At 36.0% G+C, this 21,572-nt stretch carries 22 protein-coding genes and 1 pseudogene; 11 read left to right on the top strand and 12 right to left on the bottom strand.

Going from position 1 to position 21,572, the window contains the following annotated elements:
- Positions 1 to 45: 45 nt before the first annotated feature.
- Together mobB and J2Z40_RS08390 are read right to left on the bottom strand one after the other, a co-directional pair.
- Positions 46 to 585, bottom strand: coding sequence for a molybdopterin-guanine dinucleotide biosynthesis protein B (gene mobB, locus J2Z40_RS08395; RefSeq protein ID WP_066392768.1), 540 nt, complete (start codon positions 583 to 585; stop codon positions 46 to 48).
- On the bottom strand, positions 573 to 1,838 hold the full coding sequence (locus tag J2Z40_RS08390) for a molybdopterin molybdotransferase MoeA (protein ID WP_066392766.1): 1,266 nt from the start codon (positions 1,836 to 1,838) through the stop codon (positions 573 to 575). Before J2Z40_RS08390 ends, mobB begins: the two co-directional genes overlap by 13 nt.
- A gap of 210 nt (positions 1,839 to 2,048) precedes the next feature.
- On the opposite strand from J2Z40_RS08390, the gene ric reads away from it, so the two are divergent.
- Positions 2,049 to 2,744 carry an iron-sulfur cluster repair di-iron protein gene (gene ric, locus J2Z40_RS08385; protein WP_066392763.1) on the top strand — a complete coding sequence of 232 codons (696 nt, stop codon included), beginning with the start codon at positions 2,049 to 2,051 and terminating at the stop codon, positions 2,742 to 2,744.
- A 355-nt stretch (positions 2,745 to 3,099) separates the two neighbouring features.
- Here the strand turns inward: ric and moaA are convergent, their stop codons facing one another.
- From moaA to yjfP, 5 genes are all read right to left on the bottom strand, one after another.
- Entirely contained in the window at positions 3,100 to 4,119 is a 1,020-nt protein-coding gene (gene moaA, locus J2Z40_RS08380; RefSeq protein WP_066392761.1) for a GTP 3',8-cyclase MoaA, read from the bottom strand.
- A 606-nt stretch (positions 4,120 to 4,725) separates the two neighbouring features.
- Positions 4,726 to 5,856 carry a TIGR04053 family radical SAM/SPASM domain-containing protein gene (locus J2Z40_RS08375; RefSeq protein ID WP_066392754.1) on the bottom strand — a complete coding sequence of 377 codons (1,131 nt, stop codon included), beginning with the start codon at positions 5,854 to 5,856 and terminating at the stop codon, positions 4,726 to 4,728.
- 181 nt (positions 5,857 to 6,037) lie between these two features.
- Positions 6,038 to 6,376: a DsrE family protein gene (locus J2Z40_RS08370; RefSeq protein WP_066392752.1), complete on the bottom strand. Its 339-nt coding sequence runs from the start codon at positions 6,374 to 6,376 to the stop codon at positions 6,038 to 6,040.
- A gap of 16 nt (positions 6,377 to 6,392) precedes the next feature.
- On the bottom strand, positions 6,393 to 6,701 hold the full coding sequence (locus J2Z40_RS08365; RefSeq protein ID WP_066392750.1) for a metal-sulfur cluster assembly factor: 309 nt from the start codon (positions 6,699 to 6,701) through the stop codon (positions 6,393 to 6,395).
- A 72-nt stretch (positions 6,702 to 6,773) separates the two neighbouring features.
- Positions 6,774 to 7,541 carry an esterase gene (yjfP, locus tag J2Z40_RS08360; protein ID WP_066392748.1) on the bottom strand — a complete coding sequence of 256 codons (768 nt, stop codon included), beginning with the start codon at positions 7,539 to 7,541 and terminating at the stop codon, positions 6,774 to 6,776.
- 209 nt (positions 7,542 to 7,750) lie between these two features.
- On the opposite strand from yjfP, the gene J2Z40_RS08355 reads away from it, so the two are divergent.
- From J2Z40_RS08355 to J2Z40_RS08345, 3 genes are all read left to right on the top strand, one after another.
- Positions 7,751 to 8,569: a Cof-type HAD-IIB family hydrolase gene (locus J2Z40_RS08355; RefSeq protein ID WP_066392745.1), complete on the top strand. Its 819-nt coding sequence runs from the start codon at positions 7,751 to 7,753 to the stop codon at positions 8,567 to 8,569.
- A gap of 128 nt (positions 8,570 to 8,697) precedes the next feature.
- Positions 8,698 to 8,850 carry a hypothetical protein gene (locus tag J2Z40_RS08350; RefSeq protein WP_162840473.1) on the top strand — a complete coding sequence of 51 codons (153 nt, stop codon included), beginning with the start codon at positions 8,698 to 8,700 and terminating at the stop codon, positions 8,848 to 8,850.
- A gap of 1 nt (position 8,851) precedes the next feature.
- Positions 8,852 to 9,043: a DUF3813 family protein gene (locus tag J2Z40_RS08345; protein WP_066392743.1), complete on the top strand. Its 192-nt coding sequence runs from the start codon at positions 8,852 to 8,854 to the stop codon at positions 9,041 to 9,043.
- Positions 9,044 to 9,079: 36 nt separating this feature from the next.
- Here J2Z40_RS08345 and J2Z40_RS08340 read toward each other — a convergent pair whose 3' ends face one another.
- Positions 9,080 to 9,418 (bottom strand): intracellular proteinase inhibitor, encoded by a 339-nt coding sequence (locus J2Z40_RS08340; RefSeq protein ID WP_157087804.1) that lies wholly within the window; start codon positions 9,416 to 9,418, stop codon positions 9,080 to 9,082.
- Between the two features lie 285 nt (positions 9,419 to 9,703).
- Here J2Z40_RS08340 and J2Z40_RS08335 point away from each other — a divergent pair, with 285 nt between their 5' ends.
- Positions 9,704 to 10,564 carry a DegV family protein gene (locus J2Z40_RS08335; RefSeq protein WP_066392739.1) on the top strand — a complete coding sequence of 287 codons (861 nt, stop codon included), beginning with the start codon at positions 9,704 to 9,706 and terminating at the stop codon, positions 10,562 to 10,564.
- A 154-nt stretch (positions 10,565 to 10,718) separates the two neighbouring features.
- A complete protein-coding gene (locus tag J2Z40_RS08330) occupies positions 10,719 to 10,850 on the top strand; it encodes a DUF3941 domain-containing protein (protein ID WP_083953857.1) in 132 nt (43 codons plus the stop codon).
- Between the two features lie 255 nt (positions 10,851 to 11,105).
- On the opposite strand, the gene J2Z40_RS08325 is transcribed toward J2Z40_RS08330, so the two are convergent.
- Positions 11,106 to 11,972, bottom strand: coding sequence for a CvfB family protein (locus tag J2Z40_RS08325; protein ID WP_066392737.1), 867 nt, complete (start codon positions 11,970 to 11,972; stop codon positions 11,106 to 11,108).
- Between the two features lie 139 nt (positions 11,973 to 12,111).
- Here J2Z40_RS08325 and J2Z40_RS08320 point away from each other — a divergent pair, with 139 nt between their 5' ends.
- The 4 genes and pseudogenes from J2Z40_RS08320 (at position 12,112) to J2Z40_RS08310 (ending at position 15,550) form a co-directional block, all read left to right on the top strand.
- The gene (locus tag J2Z40_RS08320) at positions 12,112 to 12,603 is read left to right on the top strand and encodes a YajQ family cyclic di-GMP-binding protein (protein WP_066392734.1); all 492 of its coding nucleotides are present in this window, start codon (positions 12,112 to 12,114) and stop codon (positions 12,601 to 12,603) included.
- Between the two features lie 298 nt (positions 12,604 to 12,901).
- Positions 12,902 to 13,226 (top strand): annotated as a pseudogene (locus J2Z40_RS19770) (AAA family ATPase); the annotation flags it as partial.
- Positions 13,227 to 13,307: 81 nt separating this feature from the next.
- Positions 13,308 to 13,868: a GNAT family N-acetyltransferase gene (locus J2Z40_RS08315; RefSeq protein WP_066392732.1), complete on the top strand. Its 561-nt coding sequence runs from the start codon at positions 13,308 to 13,310 to the stop codon at positions 13,866 to 13,868.
- 392 nt (positions 13,869 to 14,260) lie between these two features.
- Entirely contained in the window at positions 14,261 to 15,550 is a 1,290-nt protein-coding gene (locus tag J2Z40_RS08310) for a methyl-accepting chemotaxis protein (protein ID WP_066392729.1), read from the top strand.
- A gap of 97 nt (positions 15,551 to 15,647) precedes the next feature.
- On the opposite strand, the gene J2Z40_RS08305 is transcribed toward J2Z40_RS08310, so the two are convergent.
- On the bottom strand, positions 15,648 to 17,144 hold the full coding sequence (locus J2Z40_RS08305) for an alpha-amylase family glycosyl hydrolase (RefSeq protein ID WP_066392726.1): 1,497 nt from the start codon (positions 17,142 to 17,144) through the stop codon (positions 15,648 to 15,650).
- 287 nt (positions 17,145 to 17,431) lie between these two features.
- Between J2Z40_RS08305 and J2Z40_RS08300 the strand changes: the two genes are divergently transcribed.
- A complete protein-coding gene (locus J2Z40_RS08300; protein WP_066392723.1) occupies positions 17,432 to 17,995 on the top strand; it encodes a DUF2777 domain-containing protein in 564 nt (187 codons plus the stop codon).
- A gap of 81 nt (positions 17,996 to 18,076) precedes the next feature.
- Here J2Z40_RS08300 and J2Z40_RS08295 read toward each other — a convergent pair whose 3' ends face one another.
- Together J2Z40_RS08295 and J2Z40_RS08290 are read right to left on the bottom strand one after the other, a co-directional pair.
- Positions 18,077 to 20,992, bottom strand: a complete 2,916-nt coding sequence (locus tag J2Z40_RS08295; RefSeq protein ID WP_066392720.1) for a bifunctional diguanylate cyclase/phosphodiesterase — start codon at positions 20,990 to 20,992, stop codon at positions 18,077 to 18,079.
- 147 nt (positions 20,993 to 21,139) lie between these two features.
- Positions 21,140 to 21,487 (bottom strand): YisL family protein, encoded by a 348-nt coding sequence (locus J2Z40_RS08290; protein WP_066392718.1) that lies wholly within the window; start codon positions 21,485 to 21,487, stop codon positions 21,140 to 21,142.
- Positions 21,488 to 21,572: the final 85 nt, after the last annotated feature.

Genomic DNA, 21,572 nt, shown 5'->3' with positions numbered 1-21,572 from the left:
AATAAAAAAAAGCCGTCAAAATATGACGGTTTTTCGACAATGTTTTTACGACTTTTTTATCTGGCAAATCAAAAAATTGCATATCCATTCATAACTTGAAGAATCATTTATATGAAAGGAAACATAAGGTGGAACCTGCTCTTCACATTCGAAAGGTTCATTTCCCCAATAAAATACTGCCTTTATATTAGTTAGCTTAGTCAATAATACATGATCTTCTGTATTTCTTACTAAGACAATCTTTGGATAGTGTGCAGATTTATGGCCTTCTACAAGAATGAAATTAGGATTCAAGGATGAAAGCAGCTGAATTTGTTTATCTAATAACCAGCTATTTTGCTCAGCCTGGAGCAATATCCTTCCATCCCCTTCAACTAATGATGCGAAAGCTCCGGAAGTGATATGCTGGTGAGAGTCCTTGCTTTCAATAATATCTGGTTTTCCCCCATGCCCATGATGCTTAATTGTTGCAACTTTAAATCGCTTTGCAGAAAGAGATTCAATAATTTGTTTAACTACCGTTGTTTTGCCACTATTTTGATAGCCTACAACTTGAAAAACAACTGGTTCAGTTACCACGGCCATTCGCTGCCATCAAAATCCTCTAGCATTAATATATCCACTTCCGATCCCGCTTCAAATCCTCGCGTTCCTCCTGGCAAAATCATTAATGAATTGGCCCCTGCAAGGCTCATAATGATATTCGATTTATCTAGTCCACTAGGTGAAGCTACGAATCGGCCTTCAGAAACCGTTAATGCACTTCTAACAAATCGTGTAAATGGATTGGCCTTCAGAAAATCTACAGATAGGATGGCCTTTTCTTTTCTAAGATGTGGTTTTTCAGAGGCCAGCATCTTTCTGATAATTGGTCGTGCAAAAAGTTCAAATCCTACATAACAAGCGGATGGATTCCCTGATAACCCAAAAAGGAGTTTTCCCTCTAATTGAGCAACTGTTGTTACACTGCCAGGACGCATGGCTACTTTATTAAATAACACCTCAGCGCCTAGTTTTTCATAAATAGCCGGCAAATAATCATAATCTCCAACCGACACTCCACCTGTTGTAATTAGCATATCTACATTAATAAGTGCATTTTTCACTGCTTCATAGCAAGTGTCAAATTCATCTGGCAGCTGGCCAAAATAATGGACCTTAGCACCTGCACGCTCAATTTGAGCAGCAATCATATAAGAGTTGCTATTTCTGATTTTTCCTGGCTCTAGTTGGTCAAACACATCCAATAATTCCGTACCTGTTGCATAAAGTCCAACGATTGGTTTTTTAGCGACTGGAACCTCTGCATAACCAAAAGTTGCGAGGATTGCTTGAATACCAGGATTAATTTTTGTTCCTTTTTTAATTAAAATATCTCCTTCTTTTGCATCTTCTCCTCTATAAGAGACATTATCTCCAGGCTTATATGCCCGTTTAATTGATATGTAATTTTTTCCATCCCTTTCAAAAGCTTTGGCGAGCTCAAGCATGACTACTGCATCACATTCAATTGGCATTTGTGCGCCAGTCATAATCCTCACAGCTTGAAACGCACCCACTTCTTTGTCAGTTACCATTCCTGCACCAATATGATCAATAACCTCAAATTCAACTGGATTTGTTTGTGCAGCATCTATTGTATCAATTGTACGAACAGCAAAACCATCATATGGAGCTCGATCAAAATGAGGCACATCACTTGTCGCAACTAAATCCTCTGATAAATACCTTCCATAGCTTTCGTTGATCGAGACGTGCTCAGTTTGCCCATGAATTTCATGGAACATAATCCGTTTGACAGCCTCTCCAACAGGGATTGGCTTTCTTTTCTCTAACATAAAAAATCAGCTCCTCTTTAGAAAAAACGCTGTCTTTCTTCTATTCTATATTATATATGTCCCCCTAAAGATTCAACATGACAAACATCACAACATTCTTTCCCGTAGATAAATTTACCAAAACGTTCAAAAGTGTGATGACGGTCACCTGCTTAAGGTTGTGAATCAGTTATGCTTTAATTGTAATGAAAAATAAGGAGGATATATCGAATGACTATGCCTTTTACTGAATCAACATTAGTTAAAGATATTGTAAATGCACAACCCAAAACAAGTGATGTTTTTAAACGTTATCGTATAGATTTCTGCTGTGGTGGAAATATCCCATTAAGCAAGGCAGCTGCTGATTTGTCTATTGAAATGGATCCATTAATGGCAGATTTAAATGAAATATATGTGAATGAACAAAATGATACAGATGATATGACTGTTTGGACAAATAGCAGCTCTGATGACATTATTAAGCATATTAGTGAGCACTACCATGCTCCGCTATTAGAAGAGCTTGCCCAATTAAGCCCGTATGTAACAAAAGTAATGAAAGTCCACGGAGACGGTCATCCAGAGCTTCTGAAGGTCTATGAGCTTTGGTATGAATTTAAAAAAGAAATGATCGAGCATACAGAGAAAGAGGAAACAGTTGTATTCCCATTGCTTAAAAAGCTTGATAACCCAGATGTAGAAAATCGCCAAGAAATTGTTGACTACATTACAGAACTTGAAAAAGAACATGATCATGTTGGAGAAATCCTAAGACAACTTAGAGAAGTTACATCTGATTATGAGCTTCCTCTTGATGCATGTGGAACATATACACTTGTATACAGACGAATTGAAGCACTTGAAGGTCAAACCTTTATGCATGTTCATTTAGAAAATAATATCTTATTCCCTCGTTACATCTAATCAAGAATAGTTGAACCCCCTGTTTTAGTACAACAGGGGGTTTTTATATCGTTTAGGAAACTATAAATTTGAAAGTTGTGTATAACTTTACGACAAGTTTGTCTGCGTCCGGCTCTACAAGGAATCCTTCGGTAGCATAAGCATCACACGACTATAAGTGTATTTCTTATAGGAGGAGCGCCTACCCCAGACGTACAGGACGTACTAGTGTCGACAATGCGACAGGACGTCGCGTTTTTGTCGACCTCGAGGTGGGTCACAAGCCAATCCTCTAAAAATCGGTAAAGGACACCTTTTTAGTGAGGCTCGTCTTGTGCTGTGCCTGAGGCTGATCAAGGCGCTTGCACATTTGTTCTTATCCACCGATATAAGACATTTCAATTTTTTTACGGTTTTTAGCGCCTTCTTCTGTTCGCTCATCTGAATAGCGGTCTTTTCTGCCACTCCAAATCCCTGTGATCCGTTCGATAATCTCTTCATCTGTCATATCTTGACGTCTCATAAATTCTTTTATGTCATGTCCTTCTCCATTAAATAGACAGGTAAAGATTTGACCATTTGCAGAAAGTCTAGCACGTGTACAGCTTGAACAGAATGATTCCGAAACAGAAGGTATAAAGCCAACATCCACATCTGTTCCTTCGTATCGATAACGTTTAGCAACCTCTCCAAAATAATCTGGATCTACTGGCTCTAATAAATAATGTTCCTTAAGCAATTCATAAATTTCTCTTTTGGTTACAACTTCATCCATTTTCCAGCCATTCGTACTGCCAACATCCATATATTCAATAAAACGAAGCTGCAATCCTTGTTCCTTACAGAACTTAGCCATCGGTACGATTTCTGTCTCATTTAACCCTTTTTTCACAACCATATTAATTTTTACACCTAGGCCAGCATCCTGCGCTGCTCTAATTCCTTCTAGAATTGTTTCAACACCAACACCTCTGCCGTTGATTTGTCCAAACAATTCACTATTCAGTGTATCTAAACTAATATTTACCCTTAAAAGGCCCGCAGCTTTTAATTCTTTTGCATATTTCGGTAGGAGGACACCATTTGTTGTTAACCCAATATCCTTTAATCCTTCTATATCTGAAAGCTTTTTAACGAGAAGCGGCAAATCTTTGCGCAGTAATGGCTCTCCGCCAGTTAGTCTAATTTTCTCTACACCAAGTCCAACAAATATTTTGCCTAAACGTTCAATTTCCTCATATGTTAGCAATTCACTTTTAGGTAAAAAAGCAAAGTCCGGACCGAATTTCTCAGCAGGCATGCAATACGTACAACGAAAATTGCAGCGATCAATAACTGAAATACGCAAATCTCTTAACGGTCTATTTAATTGATCTCGAATAATTAACTTTTCCACTTTATCAACTCCATATTAAGAGTGATCAAAATCTGATAACAAGATTTTATCAATACTAATTACATCATATTATTACCTATATGTTAATCATAACACGAAAATGTCATGATGTTGTCGATTTTCCTCTTTTACTAAAGCTGTTTCGCAAACATTGTTGCGTAGTATTAAGATAAAGATTGGTAAAGGTTGATTTCCGCTCCAGATGCTCGCTTTCCGTGGGGTTGTCCGCTTGAGCCTCCTTGGAGCAATCGCTCCTCGAAAATGCATTCGCATTTCCTTCGAGCGGTGTGAAATCTGAGAAGCCAATTTAATGTCCTGCAGGATCTCAGCTGTCCAACACATCCCACATGAATCTCGCAACTTCCGCTCCAATCAACCGACTTAGTTGGCATTTATATTCAATCAAAACATTTGATTCATGAAACAACAATTCTTTAGAAAACAGCCTATAAATATACACTTTTTTTCAGAAATAATCCTTTGTGTAAATTTTAAACCGCATGTTTGTGTCCGTTAGCAAGCATTCCTCATTCAACGTTTTTAGTCCTATAAAGAAAGTGCAGTCTTTGAGCAAGACTGCACATTTGATAATGATCTATGCATACTTTAATTTGTTGTTTTCTCTTTTTTTCTTAATGCTTTTGGAATATAAACACAGAACGGTTCGCTTTCCATGTAATCCCCTGTCATTGCATAAGCACGGGAACGTGAGCCTCCACAAACATGTCTAAATTCACATACACCACATTTGCCTTTATATTTATCTGGATTTCTTAAATCTTGAAAGATTGGTGATTCACGATAAATTTCTCCGATTGTTTGCTCTCTTACATTTCCTGCTTTTACAGGAAGTAATCCACTAGGATAAACATCTCCGACATGAGAAATAAAGACGAAGCCATTTCCATCGTTTACTCCCTTTGGTGCTCTTCCAAGTCCATCGATAGATCCTGTTAATCCTTGTTGTGTTAATGCATCTAAATACTGAATTTCATCTTTTTGATTTTTTGCTTCACGCATTTTATTTTGAATAACTACACGACGGTAATGCTGTGCAGCTGTTGTCTTAATGTCAAAGGAAACACGCTTACTTAAATCATAGAGCCATTGGAATACTTTCTCATGCTCAACAGGTGAAATCATATCTGATTCCTGTCCTCTACCTGTAGGAACAAGGAAAAATACACTCCAAAGTACACAATCTAATTTTTCAACTAGTTCTGCCATTTCATCAAGATAATCAATATTATAGCGAGAGATAACCGTATTAATTTGAATTGGGATCTCTAGCTCATGTAAATATTTAATTCGTTCCATCGTTAAATCAAAAGAACCTGCCGTGCCGCGGAAATGGTCATGGATTTCTGCAGTTGGACCATCAAGGCTAAATGCCCAACGAGATAACCCTACATTTTTTGCTTTTTCGATTGCTTCTTTTGTTACATTTGGTGTAGCACTTGGTGTCATTGAAACCCGTACACCTTTTTTAACAGCATATTCTGCGATATCAAAAACATCAGGTCGCATTAGTGGGTCTCCACCTGTGAATACAAGCATCGGATTATTCATTTCATAAATTTGATCAATTAATGTTTTTCCTTCCTCAAAAGATAACTCACGAGGGTCTCTTTTATACTGAGCTTCAGCACGGCAATGCAGGCACTTCAACTGACAAGCTCTAGTTAACTCCCAAATCACAATAAAGGGATCTGAATTAAAATCACGATTAAAAGCCATGTAAATAAATCCTCCTTCAACACCCTCCATTTTCATTTCCTTAAGAAAATTTCGGATTGTCTGATTAAGTACAATGAGATCGATAATTAAATTATAGGGGAGTTTGTTTATTAAATAAGTGAAGAATCTCACATTTAAATATATTGTCCAACAAAAAACAGCAGAAAAAGATCTGCTGTTCTTAAGATATAGTGATTACTTCATATTTTGCTGCTAGGTCAAGGAAAGATGGCATCCCGCTTATTTTGCCAGCGATTAATATATTTTCAACATCATAATAATCAACACATGTTTTACAAGCAAGTACTTCGACACCTTTATCTTCTAGTTCCTTCATGTGAACGGAAACCAATGATTTTTCAGTTAATGTAAATACTCCTTGATTCATACAAAAAATAGCTTTAGGTAAATCATCCCTTTGCTTCAAAAGGGTGAAAAAGGTTTCAAGAACCGTTTCACCGAGCTCCTTTTCCCCTTTTCCAAGCTGATCAGAAGTAACTAAGATTACTTTATTTTTCATCTTAATATTCCTTCCCTTATCGAATGCCTAACGCTATTTTCGCATATCTAGACATTTTATCCTTAGACCATGGCGGATTCCATACAATATTTACTTCTGTTTCTTTTACTTCTGGAATATCTGTTAAAGCACTCTTTACATTTTCAACAATGGTACCTGCAAGCGGGCATCCCATTGAAGTTAATGTCATGTCAATGGTTGTTAATCCTTCTTCATCCATCTTCACATCATAAACTAATCCAAGATTAACAATATCAATTCCAAGTTCTGGGTCGACTACAAGCTCAAGCGCCCCCATAATGCTGTCTTTTAATTCTTGCTCCATATGTATACAGCTCCTTCTTTTTATTTATATGTATCATATCAAAGTTTTATTAAATTATAAATTATTGTTGCTTCATACATATAATTCAAACCATCTGACTGTTTGGCTGATCCCTTCATTGCTAACTTTATGGCCAGCTTTTTCATCAACAATAAATTTTAGCTTTTCTGGCTGCTGTTCATATAAAGGTTTAATTGTTTCATAAAAATGGTATGTATATTCAAATGGAACGACTGGATCTTTCTCACCGTGCCAAAAAAGCAATGGCCGTCCAGCTAATTTTTCCGTTTGCATACTTAAATCAAACGATTTTAGTTTATCCATTAAAAAGGCAATTTTATCTTCTGCAAGAGGAATTTCTAGTCCATTCTTTCTCATTTCATCTAATTGCAGTTGGGCAAACTTTTCATAATAAGGCATCCCCATTAGACAAGTAGCTGCTTTTATCCATGGATATTTAGTTAAAGCTCCTAAAGTGATCATGCCCCCCATCGATGTACCAACTAACCCAATACGTGAGGCATCAATTAGATGTTCCTTTTCTAGAGAATTTTTGATGATCTCAAGCTCAGAAATGGTTTGTAAAATAATATCCCAAAACTGGTACATCATCTGATTCCCGGAGATTCCATCTGATCTTCCACCATGATGCAGTGCCTCGGGAAGAATCACACGATAACCTTTTTCTGCAAGAAAATAGGCATAATGAAGGTTTTTTTCCTTTATACTTTTAAAACCATGTACAAACATAATTAATGGCAGCTTCTCATCTTTTTTATTTGCAGCAACAATATGAAGCAGCGGAATGTCATTTATATTTTTCTTTTCAATTCCGATCACTGTTGTATAAAGCCTCCCTTTGTAAACTACGTTCAAATATATTGTAAAAATACATGAATAAAGTCTATTTAGTAACAAAATATTAATATATTTGTTAACATAGTGTTTATAGAAAATGAAGTTACTTTTCAATAAGTGTATCATGTAGGCTTTTTTTTCCAAAGTGTTAATACTTAGGATTAAACAAATAACTGTAAGTAGGTGTTTATATGCCAGAAAAACATTTAATTGCTCTTGATTTAGATGGAACATTATTAAAGGATAATAAAACGATCTCAGAAAGAAATAAGATGGTTATCCAAAAAGCACGTGAGCAGGGACATATTGTAATGATTGCTACTGGTCGTCCATACCGCTCAAGTGAAATGTACTATCGAGAAATGGATCTTGATACACCGATTGTTAATTTTAACGGGGCATTTGTCCATCATCCAAAAGATGCGAATTGGGGGATGTACCATTCACCGCTAGAGGTCAATGTAGCTAAGGAGATTGTTGAAGCATGTAACACCTTCAAATTCCACAATATTATTGCAGAAGTGATTGATGATGTCTATATACATTATCATGACGAAAAACTTCTTGATATCTTTGGTTTCGGTAATCCTAATATTACGACTGGTGACCTTCGCAACTATTTGAATGCCTCTCCAACAAGCATGTTAATCCACACGGATGAGGAACACGTGAAAACAATCCGAGATCATCTATCTGCCGTTCATGCCGAAGTGATCGATCATCGTAGTTGGGCTGCTCCATGGCATGTGATTGAGATCGTAAAATTAGGTTTAAATAAAGCAGTGGGGCTGCAAAAAGCATCTGACTATTTCCAAATTCCTCCGGAAAGAATTATTGCCTTTGGAGACGAAGATAATGATCTTGAAATGCTTGATTATGCAGGTTATGGAGTTGCCATGGGCAATGCCATTGACCAAGTAAAAACAACAGCAAATAAATCAACATTATCAAATGAAGAAGACGGTGTTGGTGTTTATTTAAATGAATTACTTAACTTGAAATTATTCTAAATTCTATTTGGAACTTTTTTATGAAAAGGACAAATAATTCCCCTTTTTAAATAAGGAACTTTGCACATACTAATAAACGAAGCAACGAATTAGTTGTTTCAACATTCTTCTTTTTGGAGGGGATTCGATTGGGTAAACGTACGAAATCGAAACGCTTTGTGCAACAAGGTGTAGATTCTGTAACAAAACATGCTGAACGCATCCCGTATCACATGACATATGCTGAAGCAGAAGCTGAGAAGCTGAAAAATGTGAAGGAATCTTCTCTCGGAGGAATATAAAATGGACAATCAATTGGTTCAAGAAACAAGGCGCATAGTTGATGAAACAAGAAATGTGGAACCAGTTGAACAACAAATGCGAATAATTGCCGCTCAAAATGTCATTAGCCCTGCATTTGCGAGCACTGCTCAAGCAGAACAAGATCAGCTAAGCAGTGTGGAAAAGGAATTGGATGTAATAAAGCATTCGTAACTATTAAAGCTTCCTACAAAGCTGACACCGTTCGTGTCAGCTTTGTTCTTTAGAAAATTTCTCTAACACGACTGGGTACGTGTGAATCATTCCACCTAATTTATTCTTAGCATACATATATAACGTGATGTTCCCATTCTCAGGGAGTAATTTCTTATGAATATCAAGATGAATCGAAAATTTGGACCATAGCTGATCCTCTGTCTCCACCATTGCTTTTGTCTCCTTAATAAGCTCATTGTGACCATCTTCAACAATATAAAAAAAATCATTCATTTTTGAACGGATTTCACCCGTGATTAAATATTTTCCGTTCTTTCCAGATACGAATACGTTCCTAAAATTCTGTTCCTCTAATGGATTATTTTTATACATGTCGAATGTTTCCGTCCCATATCTTTCATAAAGCTGAATCGGAAAAAGATTTGTAAATAATAAAATTTGGGCAATCAATAGTAACTGGATAGCAAATCTCCCCCCAATATGTTTAGTAAAACTTCCAGAAATACAGATTGATCTTAATAAAAGCTTGTGAAACTATCTTCTTAATTATTCTTATAAGGGCAAATAATTCAGAGCGAAGTAATTTTGATTGTCTTTTTTTACTAATTTATATACACTTATAGAATATATATATGAATAGAAAGTAGGTGAAAAAGAATGTCAGTCAAAATCTTAACAGACAGTGCAAGTGATTTGCCATTAAGTTTTTATAAAGAAAATGATGTCACTCTTTTCCCATTAAAGGTCCATCTAGATGATACGGAATATGAAGATTTATTAACCATTGCTCCAAAAACTGTTTATCAAGCAATCCGTGAAGGCAAGCTTCCAAAGACATCTCAAGTATCTCCACTGCTCTTTGAAAAGACATTTACGAAAATGGCTGAAAATAATGAAGATGGCATTTATATCGCTTTCTCATCTGAATTATCTGGTACATATCAAACAGCGGTAATGATCCTTGAACAGGTGAAAGAAGCGTATCCTAATTTCAATCTTACAATTATTGATACAAAATGTGCTTCGCTAGGATTTGGTTTAATTGTCCAAGCAGCTGCAAAACTTGCAAAGGAAGGCGCTTCGAAAGATGAGATCCTTAAGGACATTGAATTCCGTTGTCAGCATACGAAGCATTTATTTACAGTGGATGACCTTGATCACTTAGCAAAAGGTGGCCGTGTTTCAAAAGCATCTGCGTTTTTAGGTGGGCTGCTGAACATTAAGCCATTATTAAATGTTGAAGATGGAAAGCTAGTTCCAATTGAAAAACATCGTGGAAAGAAGAAGCTTCAACGAAGGATCATCGAAATTATGAAGGAGCAAGGCGATTCTTTAGACAAGCAAGTGATTGGTATTAGTCATGCCGATGATGAGGCTGCAGCAAATGAAATGAAAGAACTTATATCAACTGAATTACAAGTAAAAGACTTTTATATTTCCTCAATCGGTGCCGTTATCGGTTCACATACTGGATCCGGTACGATCGCTGTATTCTTTTTAAATAAAATGCAATCATAATTCTTATTGAGCAATTGGTTCATACCAATTGCTTTTTTTCATCTATCATCGGTTTAAATACATACTCCCCTTCATTTTGACAGACAATAACACTTGAACCAGTCTATTAATACTACGTTGTAGACTGTGACAATTTGGAAGGAGTTATGAACATATGCCCCGAACTTCAGATAATGACAAAAAAGCACAAGATAATAATGCATTCCGTCATGAAAAAAATATGATGAGTGAAAAAAATCGCAAGGCTGGAAAGAACCAGTATTCTAAGAAAACCGATCATTTATAAAAATACAAATGCGCAGACGCCTTGATCATCGCCGTACAAACTGGAAGGACTGGTTCTTTCGATAAAGGAAACACGGTGAGCGTGAGCTAACCGCGTTTGACGCAATCGTTGCGGAGCAGTACTGAAGTTTGATAGGCGATAGGCACCAGAGCTGGACGTACACTAAACTACTCATAAAGTTATACACAATGCGCGATTTTATAGTTTTCTAAATAAGCACAAAAAACGAGCAAGCGGTCATGCCGCATGCTCGTTTTACTTTTCTTCCTTTGTATATGTCCAGCCCTCTTTTTGATAAATATTTCCGTTCTTCATTAGACGTCCAAGCGCCCTTTTAAATGAAGATTTACTCATCTGAAAACGTTCTTGAATATCCTCTGGTGCACTTTTATCCCCGTATGGCATAGCCCCATTTCTTGAAGCTAAATATTCCATAATCGTTTCCGAATCTTGATCTAGCGACTCTTCTTTTCTTGGAGCCAATGAGACATTTATCGTGCCATCCTCTTTGACATCAATTATTCTCCCCTCCACTTTTTCGCCAAGCCTTGGTTCAATCTTACGCTGTGATTCGTGAATAAATCCCTTAAATCCTTCTGCGGAGTAGATCCAGCTGCCTACCTTAGCCGTACGGTAAATATGCCCATGGATATTTTTATTAAAATCCTCTCTAGTTGCTTTCACTGAAATATCATGGATAATCGGATCTGTAGCTAACTTCACATAAATACGATCATTCCGATTGACTCGAAGTGTTATATAGAGCATGTCCCCGATTTCCGGCCATACAGACTCATGTGCTGGCAGGTCTTCCTCCCCAAGCAGCATATCTTTATTTATTCCGATATGAATAAAGATCCCAATTCCTGGCTTTACATCACTCACCTTTGCCCAGCCATACGTTTCAGTTGTAATCTCAGGAAGCTTAGTCGTTGCCGCTATTCTTCCTCTCGAATCCGTATAAAGAAAAACTTCAACTTCTTGTCCTTCTTCTACTTCAATATGTGTATCATTCTTATGCAGAAGTACATCCTCTTCACCATCTGATAAAAAATAGCCATAGTCCGTCTGTCTCTCTGCCTTCAAATGAACAGTCCGTCCGATATATTCTCTCAATGCCATGCTTCATTCTCCTTTTTATTCGCTTCATTTATCTAAATTTCACCTAATATCACGATAGTTGTATGAACTGCTATATTTTACTATAATTAAGAGATAAAGTGAAATCTCTATTTAACAAGGATTGTTTAAGGAGGAAGCTATGTCTAAAGAAAGTTCATTTGATATTGTATCCAAGGTTGATTTTTCTGAAGTAACGAATGCAATTAATATTGCAATGAAGGAAATTCAAACACGCTATGATTTTAAAGGTAGTAAGAGTCAGATTTCGCTTGATAAAGAGGAGCTTGTCTTACTATCAGATGATGAATTCAAGTTAGAGCAGCTGAAGGACGTATTATTTAGCAAAATGATTAAGCGAGGCATCCCAGTTAAAAACTTAGATTATGGAAAGCTTGAAGGTGCCTCAGGTGGAACAGTCAGACAACGCGCAAAAATTGCCCAAGGGATTGACAAAGAAAACGCAAAGAAAATTAATACCCTTATCAAAAACAGCGGCCTTAAAGTAAAAAGCCAAGTACAAGATGATCAAGTTCGAGTAACAGGCAAAAACCGTGATGACCTCCAACAAATTATTGCATCAGTGAAAGAAGCAGACTTAACTGTAGATGTGCAATTTGTGAATTATCGATAGGATCATCCATTCATCACCCGATCTTTTACTAACTTGCATTTATCTGCTCAGGTTGAGCATCTGAGCAGATAAATAGACGGAGAAAATCCGCTTATTTCGTAATTATTAGAAAAATTAGCGCTAATAAACGGAAAATTTCCACCTATTGACTTGAAAAACTCAAAAATGGTGGATTTTTCATTAAACCATTGGATGGTTGATTGATCTACATTGAAATAGTCAATTAAAGACCCTAAAGCAATATTATTGAAGTTTCAAAGTACAACCCAATAAACCCTGCTACTAATAAAGTGACAGTATTGAGAAGCGAATAGCGCGATATCCCCCACTCTACTCCAGAATTGGATTTGCTCATGAATTTGACAAACTTAGTAATGATGAAACCAATCATATCTTGGAGTATAAATGGGAAGAGTTAGGGCTTTCTGTAAAATTTGAATATTTTTCCAACTGCGAAGCAATAACCAGCATACTAAAGATTACTGGCGGAAACTTTAGACTCATACAAAGACTTAAGACTGTTCACTCAGATTGAAAGGATACTTGAAATTAATAAGCTTGAAATGATTACAACAGAAGTTGTTGAAGCCGCAAAGGATAGCTTGATAATTAGAGTCAAGTAAATATAAAAAGACATCTACCGATTGTTCCGTAAATGGGCCAGATTGTTGGATAAACAAAGAGGTGCATTGGGAGGTATTGTAGTGTATAACGTTAAGATAAGAAGACCGCGAATTGAGGACAGTGAAGAGTTAAACCAACTTTTTAGTATAGTAACAAAGAATACGTTTGCTAAGGAAGGTTTATCGGAATTGCATGATGATATGGAAAATGAAATTGAAACCAAAAAGCAATACCTGAAAAATGACCTTGATAGCAACGGTAAAAGTCGTTATTTTTTAATTGCTGTAGATAATGAATGTAATAAGATTATCGGTACAATCGAATACGGTCATGCCAGTGAACTAATTGATACTTGTACAAATGGTGCATTAAAGGGAATGTATGAAATAGGGACTGTATTTGTACTTCCAGATTATCAAAGACGCGGTATAGGGACTTTGCTTTTAAATGCAATGTTTTTAACACTCCTTGGGAATGGGGTTCAAGAATTTTGTCTAGATAGTGGATACATAAATGCACAAAAAATATGGGAAAAGAAATTCGGAAAACCTGATTATTTGCTAAAGGATTATTGGTCACAGGGCACAGACCATATGATTTGGAGGAGAAGTACTAAGGATATGACTATAGTATTTAAGTAACACAATACAATAGTTGAGTCTATGCAACAAAAGGGCACTTTTGTAAAGTAAGCAACTCGTTCAATTTCTTAATTCTATAATTAGGAGATTGGACTTTTTCTATTTATTCACAGTGCAAAATAACTTCCAGAGTGACAATACACAAAAAGCAGAGGATGCCCAACCTCTGCTTTTTACTGTCATTTTATAGTCTAAAAGTATGTGATTTCGCTTAATATTAACATTATGAAATTATCTTTTCTACTTCATAACTGGTGAACTACTTGTTTTGATGCACAAACTGTTTTTTCCTTTTTATGCAAATAACTTAATAATAGCCTTCATTTCAATTTATAGGTATAATTGACTAACAACTGGTTTTGTTGCACACCCAATGGGAGGGGTTTATTCAAATGTTAAAAAAGATTAAATTCAGAAGTATACGGCTTAAAATGATTGGGGTAATTGTTTTTGCTTCATTAATTAGTACACCACTTTCCTCTAATCTAAACAAACATGTGATGAATTTAATAGAGGTACCTGCTAGTTTCGGCATCTATATTAACACATTTATCAATCTCTTAATTGCAACAATTATTGTTGCACTATTTACTCGTTGGATCATTATTACTCCACTTGAGAAATTACTAAAAGCAACAAATATGGTAGCTGAAGGGGACCTAAATGTAAATATAGACTTTTCATCTAGAGTAGACGATGAAATTAGCCAACTTGCAAAAAGCTTTAAACAAATGACAGAGCATCTCCAATTAGTCGTCAAAGAAATCAATCATACATCTGATCGTATTGTTGTTTCAGTTGACCAGCTTTCTACTAATTCTGATTGTACTGCTACCGTTTCCGAGCAAATTTCTACTGCAATCCAAGGCGTGGCTGCTGGTTCAGAGGAACAAATGGCTGGCATGGAAAGAATTGCCGAAGCAATGAATATAGTAAATAGTGAAATTAATGACATTTCTCATAATACAGAGGCGATTAGCAGTCAATCCCAATTAAATACCGCTGTTGCTGAAGAGGGCGAAAAAGCGGTTGATCAAACTGTTAAACAAATGGGACTTATTCAAAGCTCAGTCAGCGAATCCGATCATTCCATTCAAATGCTTCAGGAACAAACAAAGGAAATTGGGCAATTTTTAACAGTAATTACTGATATTGCGAATCAGACAAACTTGCTCGCATTGAATGCTGCGATTGAAGCAGCACGAGCTGGAGAAGCAGGAAAAGGCTTTGCCGTTGTTGCGGAAGAAGTAAGAAAGCTAGCTGAACAATCAAATGAATCTGCACAACAAATTGCCGAACTTGTCAATGTCATTCACAAGCAAACCGGAGATTCAGTTGCAACAATGAAGCATGTCATAGAAGATGTTCAAGAAGGAATTATTATGACAAATGAAACGAAGGATATTTTCCATCGGATCTCTCATTCTATGGTAGATATGAATAGTCAAATGAGTAAAATTCTTGATGGCAGTAAAATGATCGAAGACAGCGCAAATGACGTAACTTCAGCCGTAACTGCAGTCACATCGATTGCTCAATTAAATAATCAAAATTCAATGAGTGTATCAGCAGCATCTCAAGAACAATTAGCCTCTGTTGATGAAGTAGCTAACTCTACAAAGGATTTAGCACAGATTGCTGATAATCTGCAAAAATTAACACATAAGTTTAAAACATCATGAGAACAGCATCTGAAAAAGAACAGTAACTAATTTATAAATTCCTATACAATAACAAAAAATGAGTCAAAGGATGAAATTTTCCCTTTGACTCATTTTTTTATTTCTCATTCGCTCGTTTTTTCTTCGCTCGTCTCCATAGGAGGAAAATAAAAGTTATAAATGCACCATAAACAATAATCGTTGCAATTACAAACGGAATATTAATGCCTGATTGATCTGCTAGTACATATACCTCTGCTTCTTCCCGGTCAAGAAACAGCACATACCCTTCGTCACTGCTTTTCACAAGATCATCAGAAATAAGTCCTCTTAGCTCTTTATTTTCTTCTAACAACTCATTCTTAATTGTAATGTTCTTAGATTCAGATGAGTTATTAATGGCGATGACAGATGTTTCTCCTTCATACTCTCGCTTATAAACAACGATCTCCTTATCCTCTCCAAGCAGCTCTAATGTCCCTCTTGTTAAACTTGGATAAGCAGAACGTAATTCTCCTAACTTTGTTATATACTCAATTAATTCTTTATCCGTCCGAAAGTCCATTTGTCCATGGCTTTTTTCTCCACCCGCACCTTCAAGTGCAATTTCAGTGCCATAAAAAACAACAGGAATCCCAGGCGTTGTATACAAATAGGTCAATGCAAGCTTCCATCTTGGCCCTGGATGCTGATTATTTGTAACCGCATCATGTGTAAAGCGCACCATTTGATCATTATCCAACATGCTGGCCATTAAATAGGGATCCTTGTATTTTGTCATTTGTTCTTTTTTATATGTAATGAGCTCACTTAATGAATGATCTACTTTTTTAAAAATAGGTCTTGTACTTTCAGCAAGTGGGTAATCGAGCAGTCCATCCACACCTATCGTTTGATAATGAGCAATGGCTTCCGAATCATTCGTTTCATCACTGCCTAGTAAATAGAAGTTTTCCTTTTGTTCCTTCACTGCCTCAGAAAATTCCTTCATAAAACTTTCTTCTGCAACAGAAATATTATCTAAATAATACCCATCAATGTTTGTTTCATCAATCCACCACTTCGCAGCATCAATTAAATATCCTCTAACCTCTGGATTTTCTTGATTCAATACAGGCAGATCAGCTTGTTGTCCACTAAACCAATCTTGTCTATCAGATTCAGACAACCATTGATGATTAGGACCAACATGATTCAATTCAAAGTCTATTAACACCTTCAAATTTCTATTATGTGCTTGCTTTACAAGCTCCTTGAATTCTTCAATCGTACCGAATTGTTCTTCCGTTTTATAATAGTCTTGAACCCATTTGCCATGATAGCCATTTTCTTCATTATCAAAAATGGCGCCTAGCCAAACGGCTGTAAAGCCCATGTCTTTAATATAATCGAGCTTATCGATTACCCCTTGAAAGTCACCGCCATGATAGGCCATTTGATCTTTAACATCAACTTGAAAGTCATTTTTTAAATCCCCATTATTAAAACGATCCACCATTAAGAAATAAATGGATTCATCCTGCCATTTACGATCTTCTTTTTCAACGGCTCCTGCTGGGATAGCGTAAAAAAGAAGAAACGGGATCATGATGAGCGTCCAAAATCTTTTATTCATCATCGCTCCTCCAATTCAAAATATATAAGCTAAAAATTAACACAATACCTTAAGAGTAGCCTTTTCTCATCCAGTCGTCAAACATAGAGTTCGCATTTCCCTTACTTGCCGTTAAGGTTGAACAAATCGCCTACTCCCCTTTTGTATCAGATAAAATGTGAAAAGAATATCCTACTATAAGGAACAGTATGAATTCTATGAAAAATAGGTATTTGCCTCAAATAGAGTTATAAAAACACCAAAATCTGTCTAAAAAGAATGGTGAAGGATGCAAATGGAGGTTTTTTATGAATAAACAGCAGCGTACAAAACTGATAGAGTTTCAAACCCGGGCATTTACTGAAGGTACAATCGAATACATCAATAATCAGTGGGTGTTCTTTGATAATGAAACAGATGAAGCAGCATTATTGGATGAGTTCCTCCACCAGGAAATCGAAGTATTCCGCATGAAGCGCTGGAAGAAAGGAATTTTGTTTGAAGAAGGCAAGATGGGTTTGTCTAATGAAATGACAACTCTGAAAGACCAAGATACGATCCGAATTCGCAAACATTTAATCTTTTCTTTAGAAAAACTATTGGACGAAATAAATGATGATGCATTTTTCCAATTTATAACTACGCTAAATTCCTTGAAATTTTCTGTATATGACTGCATTTATTGCTACAATCAATTAAGTTTTCTCACTACAACCGAAAGAAAAAGCGGTGTTAATTTTATCGTTTTTGATAATCAAGAGCAAATTTGCAATGTCCAGCATCACTTTAGTTATTTTGAAAAAATGAATGACCGATTTGAGTTTACATTAAATAGCGGGAAAAGAATGGTGATTGAGAAGATTTCTTCTTGACTATACACCCCCCTAATGGGCAGCACGTTTATTCTTCATTGAAAAAAAGGGTCAGCTAAGCTGAGCCCTTTTTCAATGGATTTAATTAAGAAGTGTTGTTGGCTTTTCTAATCCCTTTTCAAAATCAGCTATTTGTAGCGGTCGATGAATATAAAACCCTTGAGCATAATGACATTTCAGTTCTTTAAGTAATTCTATCTGCTCTTTTGTCTCAACACCTTCTGCGAGTACCTTAACCGCTAGGCCGTGTCCCATTGTAATTATTGCTTTTACAATCGCAATATCAGATGTATTAAGACGTAGATTATTTATAAATGAACGATCAATCTTTAATGTATTAATCGGCAAGTTTTTCAAATAACTTAATGAAGAATAGCCTGTGCCAAAATCATCGATTGATACTTTTACTCCAAGTTTTTGCAATAATTCCATCGTTTGAATGCTATACCCAATATTATCTAACATCGTACTTTCCGTTAGTTCTAATGTTAAATAACATGGGTCTAGCTTTGATTCATTTAATGCTTTTTTGACTTCTTTGATAAATCCTGGCTGTTGAAATTGATAGGCAGAAACATTAACAGAAACAGATAAATTTCTATGTCCTTGTAATTGCCATTTTTTATTTTGTATGCAGGCCGTTCGCAGTACCCAGTTGCCTATTTCTTCGATTAGTCCAGTCTCTTCAGCTAATGGGATGAAATCAGCCGGTGATACAAGGCCTAATTTAGGGTGATTCCATCTAATCAGAGCCTCACTCCCAAAAATTCCACCTGTTTCCAAATCAATCAATGGCTGGTACATTAAATAAAATTCCTGCTTTTGCAACGCTTTTCTTAAATAGCTCTCTAATTCAAATCTTGATACTGCATGCTCATTCATTTCATTTGAAAAGAATGTGATACGATTCCCACCATGATTTTTCGAACGGTTCGTGGCAATGTCGGCATTTTTTAGGAGCTCATGCTCATCCATTCCATCCTCTGGATAAAAACTAACACCAATACTTGCCGTAACAAAGAAATCCCGCCCCTTATAATCAATCGGTTTGGAAATTTCTTTCAAAATCAGTTTGCAAATCTTTAAGACTTCCTCCACCATGACTTCCTTCGAAACAATGACTGTAAATTTATCTCCACCAAATCTGCCAAGGTATGCCCCGCTCGGAAGTACTTTTTCAATTCGATAGGCTAATTCCTTCAGTACCATATCACCAGCAAAATGCCCGAGGCTATCATTGATGATTTTAAAGCGGTCAATATCAATCGATAGAACAGCAAGTATTCTTTTCTTCTTCTTTGCTTTAGCAAGCATATTTTCTAGCTGCTCAGTCAGCTTAATCCGATTAGGGAGACCAGTGTCATGATCATAATAGGAAAGCTCTGTAATCTTTTCTTCTATACGCTTCTGCTCACTAATATTCCTGCAAACGACGTACACTCCTAAGCATTCTTCATTCATTAAGATCGGGATTAACTTTATTTGATGTAAATTTGCTTCCCCATGCTTTGGCTGAATCATTACATTTAAAAATTGCTCTTTTCCTTTTAGCGCTTTATTAAAGTACATTCGTACACGAGGAACATCTTCACTTTGAATTAAATTTAGTGCTGATTTTCCTATCATTATATGACTGTTGTAGCCTAGTACTTTTTCAAAGGCAGGATTAGTATTTTTTATTCTGCCCTTAATATCAATCGATAAGATAATATCCGAATTAGTGTTGAATAGAGATTGATGATACTGCTCAGAAACCTTTAAATTTTCATTTAAAAGCTGCAAGTCTAGCTGAGCTGACTGCATCAATTGGATAAATGAAGATAAAGTTTTCATACTTGTTGTTCGTGTATATTTAAACCGCTGTTTTTGGTCCAGCCTTTTTTGACTCGTATTCTCTGATAATCCTAAATAAGTCATTGAATGGTCTAATAAAACGGGCTTTTCTTTAGGGGCACCGATTAATTCTCCATTTGTAAAAAAGCCATTCGTGGCAGTAATATTCTGGAGCATCTCTAATTTGTTCACTGTGAACGCATGTGTGAATTGTTTTCTAGCCATTCCACTGAATATAAAAATCGTTTCTATTTGTTTTTTTTCTATATATTTCAAATTAGACAGAGAGCTTTTCATCTCCCCTTCGATATCTGAAAAAGCTAACGTCATTTCTTGATGCTCTGATATTTTCCGATTGACTTCAATTGCTCCATTTTTCAGTATACTTTTGATAAATACTGGTACTTTCCTTTCTTTTTCATCGATCATAAAAGGAAATTCAAATCCGGATATCGGCAATCTATCAACGAATGCCTTCCCTAAGTATTTCGTTAATATTTGGATTGGTTTTTTATTTTCAATTGAATAAATGATTGTATCTTTTGCTTTTGTAATGTGAAATGGCCGACTAATATCCGTCCATTTGCTATGACTAAATACTTCTGCAACAAGTTGATCACTCTGAAGAGCGACAGCAACGATTCCTGAACTTGTTATTTCTTCACCTGTAAAAACGGATGGCTCATCGTTTATACCATTCGCCAAACCACCAGCAATGACAAAGCCTTGGTTGCTCTGATGAATCCCATCTAAAACAGATTGAGCATCAACCTGTGTACCTGCTGAATAAAGGATAATTGCCTTTGTATCAAATGTCAGAAGGGTTCCAGCAATTGCCTTCCCTAGTTCGAAGCTGTCTTGATAAGTACTTTGGTGAAGCAACAATGATTTTAATTCCGTTTTTTCAAAATGGGTAAACGAAACAATGACTTTATTCTCAGCCATTCGTCCTTCAATTATTTCCCCACTACTTGTACAGCCTATAATTGTTGCATATGGGAGTTCATTTTTGATATCGGATTGCAGTTGAATAAGAAAAGTACGATTCGTACTGCTTGAATAGACTTGAACAAGTAAATTTGGATATTCTCCGAGATCATTTTCATGGATGAAATCATATAGTTGATCTGAATTTTCGTACGAACAAGTTATTGTTTTTGCCATTTAAAGAACCACCATATATGTAATTTGATTGTTTTTAAACTCTCTCATGTTAAAAATACCATAAAAGTCCTAATTATAACATGACAAAAAAACGAAAAAGCCATCTTTTCGACAGCTTTTTCAAAAAATAGTAACTATTATTAACCGTTAAAAACTTAATGGCAAATAGACAAATCCTAAATATAAGACGATGACTAATGAAATAATTAATAATAACCATGAAATGGCTGTTTTTTTCCCTTTTGCTGTACCTGCAAGGACCATTTCGAACATCCCTATTACCCATATCCCTACTAATGACTTAATCACATACATCATGTCGATATTTATGCTAGTTAAAATCCATATTCCTGTACCAATCGTAAGTAGGTAGAAGAGTCTCAAAATCATCTTTACGATCTTAAAGCCCTTTTCTTTCCCGCTTTTATGCAGGCCAAGTGCCACGATAAATAAGATAAGAGCTAGAAGCCAGCTTGTAATGTGTGCATGTATCATTTAATATGATCCTCCTTCAATTAAATCGACTATATCATACCATATTCATACAAATTATTCTAAATTTATGGATTGAAAGTTGCTA

The organism is Cytobacillus eiseniae (assembly GCF_017874625.1).
In the GTDB taxonomy this organism is placed as follows: Bacteria; Bacillota; Bacilli; order Bacillales; family Cytobacillaceae; genus Cytobacillus; species Cytobacillus eiseniae.
The sequence above is the reverse complement of the archived record's forward strand: the minus strand, read 5'-3'. Positions and strand labels throughout refer to the sequence as shown.